This window comes from Dokdonella sp. (assembly GCF_035703485.1).
Lineage (GTDB): Bacteria > Pseudomonadota > Gammaproteobacteria > Xanthomonadales > Rhodanobacteraceae > Dokdonella.
Window position 1 is genome coordinate 1 of the sequence record NZ_DASSYD010000110.1, and the last position, 6,690, is coordinate 6,690.

Below are 6,690 nucleotides of genomic sequence, written 5' to 3' on the forward strand. Positions count from 1 at the left end.
CGTTCGATCGCCGCGCGCGTGGCATCCGACATTGTCGAGACTTCCTCACCGAACAGGCGGATGCTGCCGGCCGCAGGTTGGCCGAGGCCGATGATTGCCCGCATCAGCACCGATTTGCCCGATCCCGAACCACCAACAACGCCGATGATCTCGCCGCGGCGGACGTCGAGATCGAGATTCTCATGCACGACGAAATCACCGAACTGGTTGCGCAGGCCACGAATACTGATGATCGGCTCGGCGGTGCTCACAGATTGATCTCCATGAAGAAGATTGCGGCAAGGGCATCGATCAGAATGACCACGAAGATCGACTGCACGACGCTCGATGTCGTATGCGAACCGACTGATTCGGCGCTGCCGGAAACCTTGAAGCCCTCGAGGCAGCCGATCGCTGCGATCAGGAACGCAAAGATCGGTGCCTTGCTCATGCCGACCCAGAAATGCCGCACTGTTGTCGTTTCCTGCAGGCGGGTGATGAACATCAGCGGCGAGACATCGAGAGCAAGCACGCAGACCGCTGCACCGCCGATGATGCCGGCGAGCATGCCGACCAGGGTCAGGATCGGCATCGATACGAGCAATGCCAGCACGCGCGGCATGACGAGCACATCGACCGGATCGAGACCGAGGGTGCGGATCGCATCGACCTCCTCGCGCGCCTTCATTGAGCCAATTTGTGCCGTGAAAGCACTGCCTGAGCGGCCGGCGACCATGATTGCCGTGAGCAGCACGCCGAATTCGCGCAGGAACGAGTAGCCAACCAGTTCGACGGTATAGATGCTGGCGCCGAATTCCTTGAGTACGGTGGCGCCGAGAAATGCGACCACCGCACCGACCAGAAAGCAGAGCAGGGCGACGATCGGCAGGGCGTTGAGGCCGGTTTGTTCGATATGCGAAATAGTCGAGGTGGCGCGCCAGCGTCGTGGCCTCAGCGCGCTGCGCGCCAATGCCGAAAGGATCAAGCCGATGAATCCGACCAGGGTGACCGCATTGTCCCAGAAGTTTTCCAGCGCCTCGCCGATGTGGGCGACGCTGGACAGGAAGCCGCGATCTTTTTTGCGTGGTTTTGCGGGGGGTGCATTTTCCGCTTTGGATACCGCAGCGATCAGCTTGCGCGTGGCTTCGCTGCCGACATCGATGCGCTGCGGGTCTTCCCCGGCCAGATCCAGCAGGTAACTGGCCCCGGCGGTATCGATGCGACCAATCTCGCGCGCATCGACGCGCACGTCGGTGCCCGATTTGCGCTGCAACCTGGCGCACAAGCTGGCCAGCATGGCGACATGCTCCAGTGTCCAGTCGCCGCCGATGATGATGCGGCTGCCATCCCCGGCAAGTTGTGCGTGGCCTACTTCTGTCATGCGCGGAAGACTATCAGCAAAGTAGCGGATGACGATTGAATACCGGTCGGGAAACCCCATCGATGAGAGCCCGCATGGAGTCAGGCTCGCGCCGAACCTTCATAATATTGACGCGTTCGCCTGGATTTCCCCGATGACCACCGCTCCCCTGACCATTCGCGTCGAATTTGTCGTTGAACTTGCACGTCGCTTGCATGAATACGGCACGGCCGCGCCGCGCCTCGAAGCCGCAATCATTCTCGTTTCCCAGCGCCTCGGCCTGAATTGTGATCCGTTGTCGACGCCGACCTCGATCATCATGTCGTTTTCCCAACTCGATGATGAAGGCAGTGGCGTTGCCGAGCTGACTCAAGTGCTGCGCCTGCCGCCGGGTGAGGTCAACCTGAAGAGCCTGTGCCTGGTCGACGAGATTGCCGATCAGGTATTCAACGGCACGCTTGATCTGGCCGAAGGGCGCAAGCGCCTGCGCGCGGTCGGTGCGGCGAAACCGACCCTGTTTTCGACCATCCTGACCGTGGCGGCTTACACCATCGCATCGGCTTGCGTCGCCGCTATCCTGCTGACCGGTTGGGCCGGTGTCGCCACTGCGGCAACGATTGGTCTGGTTACGGGTGTGACCGCCATGGGTGCGCGCGAACGACCGCAGATCGCGGCCGCATTCGAGGCAATTTCCGCTTTGCTGGCGACCATCATCGCCACCGTTGTCGCCGTCTATCTGGTGCCGATCCAGGTGCGCTCGGTGGTTGTCGCGAGTCTGATCATCCTGCTGCCAGGCATGAGCCTGACCGCTGCTGTTCGCGAGCTGTCGAGTCAGGATCTGGTCTCCGGTACCGCGCGCATGGCCGGAGCAATGGCGGTGCTGCTCAAACTCGCGTTCGGCACCGTCGCGGCAACCCAGGTATGTGCCTTGTTTGGCCTGGTGCCACCGCCAGTGCCGCTGCTGGCGATTCCGCCATGGACCGAATGGGTGGCGGTGCCATTGGCGGCGATCACATTCGCGATCACCTTCCGCAGCCCGCTGCGCTACTTTCCGATCGTCATTGGTGCGGTGATCGCCGGTTACATCTGTACGCGCGTCGGCGGCGTCTACGTTTCGGCGGCATTCGGAGTATTCGCCGGCGGCCTCCTGCTGGGTGCGGCGAGCAATGTCTTTGCCCGCTATTTCAATCGACCCGGCGCACTGATCCGCGAGCCCGGCATCATCCTGCTGGTCCCCGGCAGCGTCGGCTTTCGCACCTTGAACTTTGTCTTCGAGCGCGATGTGATGCTCGGCCTGGATACCGGAATGACCCTGGTCACCCTGCTCGTTGCCCTGGTCGCAGGCTTGTTGTTCGGCGATCTGCTGGTGCCGCCGAGGCGGAAGCTGTGAGATGAGAAGGGAGTGGGGAGTAGGGAGTGGGGAGTGGTAAGCCGTAAGCCGTAAGCGGTAAGAGCGCCTGAATTCGGCATTTGATTTTCCCGCTTACCGCTTACGGCTTTCCGCTCATCGCTCACCGCCCACGGAAATGCCACGCATGCCACTGTCATGTGCTGGTCGTTTCGCCAATACTGCGGATCCATCGGACTTCGCTGGTGATCGCTTGAATCATGCCCCCTTCTGAAACCACCCACGAGGTTGCGGTTGATGCCCTCAGCGCAGATGTCCTGTTCGCGGCGGTCTACGAACGATTGAAGGGCATGGCGAGCAACCAGCTTGCGCGCAGCAGCGACGCCACGCTGAATACCACCGGGCTGGTGCATGAGCTCTATGTGAAGGTTTCAGCGGCACGCGAACTGGAGTTTTCCGACCCGGCGCAGTTCTTCAGCTACGCCTCGCAGGCAATGCGCCACATTCTTGTTGATCATGCCCGCCAACGGTTGCGCGAGAAGCGGGGCGCCGGTGTGGTCAAGGTCAATATCGATGATGTCGATATCGCCGACCTCACGGCAACCCAGGTGCTTGGGCTCGATGAGGCGTTGCGGCTATTGGAAAGTTCCGATCCGCGTGCCGGTCAGTTGGTCACATTGCACTATTTCGCCGGTCTGCCGCTAGCGAAGATTTCCGAATTGCTAGGGGTCACCGAGCGCACCTTGAATCGGGACTGGCGCTTTGCCCGCGCCTACCTGCACGATCTGATCGCTTGAAGCCATGTCGTAGTTCTCTGCCAAAGAGCGTTACTTGCCTGCATGAAACCTCAGCCGCCTGATCCAGCCGACGCCAACAACCCTCCCGATACCCTTGTTCGATTGCGCGCGATCTTTGACCGCGTGATCGAGTTGCCTGCCGATAAGCGCATTGCCTGGCTGGAAAGCCATGTCACCGATGCCGAAGATCGTGCCGCCGTTCAGCGCCTGCTGCAGGCCGATGACACGGAGCGGGGGGTGCTGGATACACCGGCGGGAGAACTGGTCAGTCGCATGAAGGTCGATGGCTCCGCGCTGGAGGGCCTGGTCGGCCAGAGCATCGGCGCATTCCGTCTGGTTCGTCTGCTCGGCAAGGGCGGCATGGCGGCGGTTTTCCTCGGTCAACGCCAGGCCGGCGATTTCGAGCAACAGGTCGCGATCAAGCTGCTCCGGCGCGGTTTGTATTCCGAGCTGGAGCAACGCCTGTTTCTTCGCGAGCGGCAAGTGCTGGCGAATCTTGCGCATCCGAATATCGCGAAATTGTTCGATGGTGATGTGACCCCGGCCGGCATTCCGTTTCTGGTCATGGAATATATCGATGGTGTGCCGATCACGCGCTACGCAAAGGATCATCAGCTTGGCGTTCGCCAGCGCCTGCAACTGCTGCTGACGGTGTGCCGGGCAGTTGATGCGGCCCATCGCGGACTGGTCGTGCATCGGGATCTGAAGCCCTCGAATATTCTGGTCGACGCCGAGGGCACGGTGAAGCTGATTGATTTCGGCATCGCCAAATTGCTCGAAGACGATGTCGATCACGCGACGGTCGGCGTCTACACGCCCGACTATGCGGCGCCCGAGCAGATCACCGGGCAACCGATTACCACGGCTACCGATGTCTATGCGCTCGGTGTCGTCATGCATGAATTGCTGCTCGGTTTGCGGCCGCAGGGACAACCGCCGCGACGCCCGTCGGCGCTGGCGGCGGAGTGCGCGCTGGCTGGCAAGGATGAGGGCAAGCCCGCATTGCCGATGCGTTCGATGAGGCCGATTCTGCAGGGCGATCTCGACAATATCGTGCTCAAGGCGCTGTCGGTCGAAGCTGATCGGCGTTATGCCTCGGCGGGCGCGCTCGCCGATGACATCCAGCGCCATCTGGATCGCCAGCCGGTCAACGCGCACCCGCCATCCTCGTGGTATCGCGCACGCAAGTTTGTTTCCCGGCACAAGGGCGGCGTTCTCAGCAGTGCGGCTTTCGTTCTCGCCATCGTTGCCGCATTGGCCGCAGCGTTGTGGCAAGCGAACGTGGCGCAGCGCGAAGCGACGCGTGCCGATGCGCAGGCCGAGCGCGCGATCAGCGTGCGCGATTTCATGGTCAGCCTGTTCGATGCGGCCAAGTTGAAACTCGATAAAGACGAGCAGCCGACGCCTGCCATGCTGGTCAAGGAAGCGCGCGTACGTGTTGAAGCCGACACAAAAATGCCCGACTCCACTCGTGCCGATGTGCTCGCCATGCTCGGCGAAGTCAGCATGGTCAATGGCGACCTGAACGTTGCGATGGATTTGATGGATCGCGCCATTGCGCTCAAACGCAAGCTCTACGCCAAGAGCGCCCCGGAGCTGTGGAAAACAGAGGTTCAACGCGTCAACGTGTTAATGCGGCTGGGTCGATCCAGAGAAGCACTCGAGCTGCTGCGAGCCAAACTCGAATACTTTCGTGCGGACAACAGCGTCGATGCCGTCGACGGCCTGCAGATGCTTGCGTCGCTGCATGCCCGCAACGGCGAACTCGAGACCGCGGTGTCTTTGGCGCGTGAAGGCGCAGTCAAAGCCGTGGCACACGCTGAACTGGATCCTCTGGAGGTCATGCAAATTCGCTCGTTTCCGGCACAGACGCTGATCTTTGCGGGACGAAATGCAGAAGGCGTGCGTGAGCTGGACGCTCTCATGATCGAGTGGCGCGCTAAAAATCTCCCCAAGGGAAGCGTGTATACCCAGATCATGGATAGTTTGGCGGTCGCCAAGGCGAATGTCGGTGATCTGTTCGGAGCCAAGGCTTTGTACAGCGAAATCACTGACATTGAGCGCAGCCTCAATCCTGCTCTGGGCGACAATGCAGTTTCGCTCACAAGCCTTGCCCGCGTACGTGGCCAACTCGGCATGTACGAGGCTGCAGAGTCGGCAATGCAGGAGGTGCTGAAACTGGATCAGGCATCACTTCCAGCAAACAGCCTGCTTCGCGCCAGATCGCTGGTAATGACGGCGACGCTGGATTACGCGCAAGGGCGCGACGAAGCCGCCAGGCGCATCTTGCAGTCAGCGCTCAGCTTGTGTGCAGAGCCCGGTGGCGATACCGATGACCAATGCGCGCGAACCCACCATCTCCTCGGATTGCTATGGATGCGTGACGGCCATCTGGACAAGGCCGACGCGGAAATTTCCAAGGCAATTGAACAACGCCTGCGCATTTACGGCGACAAGCACGAGCGGGTCGCTGCCGAATATGTCGCACAGGCCGATTTGGCGCTGGCGCGCAACGATGCGGAAAAAGCGTTCTCGCTCAGTGAAAAGGCAATGGCAATACTGCGCGAGAAGAAGGTCGACCAAAGTCACGATGCGCTGCTCGCCGGCATTGTCCATGCGCACGCATTGCTCCAATCCAGTCGCGCTGCCGAGGCGCGAAGTGAAGTCGAAGCACTGATCGCCGACTGGCGCGAGCGCATGCCGAATCCGACGCCGCAGCAGTTTGATGTGTTGGCCCTGCATGCCATCGCGCTGGCCGCGACTGGTGAGCTAGCAATGGCGACTGACGAGGCCAAGCGAGCTTTGGCCCTGGGATTGCCCACAGCGGCCTTGAACTCCGGTTTGCTTGAAAGCGCCACCACTCTGGCCGTACGCACCGACGCTGGCTGAACTTGCAGACCCGCAACACCCCTAGCCCGACACGCGCAGCGCTGCGAAAACTTTACAAAGCTCGTCATTCCTGCGCAGGCAGGAATCCAGTTCCTTTGCTTTCACCGCATAGCCCCAAGAAGAACTGGATCCCAGCCTGCGCTGGGATGAGTGCGCCCGTGAGGGCGTCGTATCAGCGCGGTGTAAATCCGCGTCGGGGCAAGCCACAGGCCTCGTAGTTGAAGGTAACTGCGTCGCTGAGAGGCGGGGTGGAGAGCAACCGGAAGCGAACTGATGGTCCGTAGTAAAGCGAACCCGTTTCGGCGGGGTGTTGCGGC

At 61.1% G+C, this 6,690-nt stretch carries 5 protein-coding genes; 3 read left to right on the forward strand and 2 right to left on the reverse strand.

The annotated features are described in order from the left end of the window. Nucleotides 1–251 (reverse strand): ATP-binding cassette domain-containing protein (locus tag VFN25_RS08430; RefSeq protein WP_325140786.1); only part of this gene is annotated, 251 nt, incomplete at its 3' end. Further along, nucleotides 248–1,360, reverse strand: a complete 1,113-nt coding sequence (locus tag VFN25_RS08435; RefSeq protein ID WP_325140788.1) for an ABC transporter permease — start codon at nucleotides 1,358–1,360, stop codon at nucleotides 248–250. The genes VFN25_RS08435 and VFN25_RS08430, both read right to left, overlap by 4 nt. A gap of 133 nt (nucleotides 1,361–1,493) precedes the next feature. On the opposite strand from VFN25_RS08435, the gene VFN25_RS08440 reads away from it, so the two are divergent. The 3 genes from VFN25_RS08440 (at nucleotide 1,494) to VFN25_RS08450 (ending at nucleotide 6,373) form a co-directional block, all read left to right on the forward strand. Then, nucleotides 1,494–2,729: a threonine/serine ThrE exporter family protein gene (locus tag VFN25_RS08440; RefSeq protein ID WP_325140790.1), complete on the forward strand. Its 1,236-nt coding sequence runs from the start codon at nucleotides 1,494–1,496 to the stop codon at nucleotides 2,727–2,729. A 218-nt stretch (nucleotides 2,730–2,947) separates the two neighbouring features. After that, nucleotides 2,948–3,484, forward strand: coding sequence for an ECF-type sigma factor (locus VFN25_RS08445; RefSeq protein ID WP_325140792.1), 537 nt, complete (start codon nucleotides 2,948–2,950; stop codon nucleotides 3,482–3,484). A gap of 42 nt (nucleotides 3,485–3,526) precedes the next feature. Further along, a complete protein-coding gene (locus tag VFN25_RS08450) occupies nucleotides 3,527–6,373 on the forward strand; it encodes a serine/threonine-protein kinase (protein ID WP_325140794.1) in 2,847 nt (948 codons plus the stop codon). Nucleotides 6,374–6,690 lie beyond the last annotated feature (317 nt).

Coding starts and splice junctions, on each gene's coding strand:
- VFN25_RS08435 (WP_325140788.1), bottom strand. CDS start 1,360: ATGACAGAAGTAGGCCACGCACAACTTGCCGGGGATGGCAGCCGCATC.
- VFN25_RS08445 (WP_325140792.1), top strand. CDS start 2,948: ATGCCCCCTTCTGAAACCACCCACGAGGTTGCGGTTGATGCCCTCAGC.
- VFN25_RS08440 (WP_325140790.1), top strand. CDS start 1,494: ATGACCACCGCTCCCCTGACCATTCGCGTCGAATTTGTCGTTGAACTT.
- VFN25_RS08450 (WP_325140794.1), top strand. CDS start 3,527: ATGAAACCTCAGCCGCCTGATCCAGCCGACGCCAACAACCCTCCCGAT.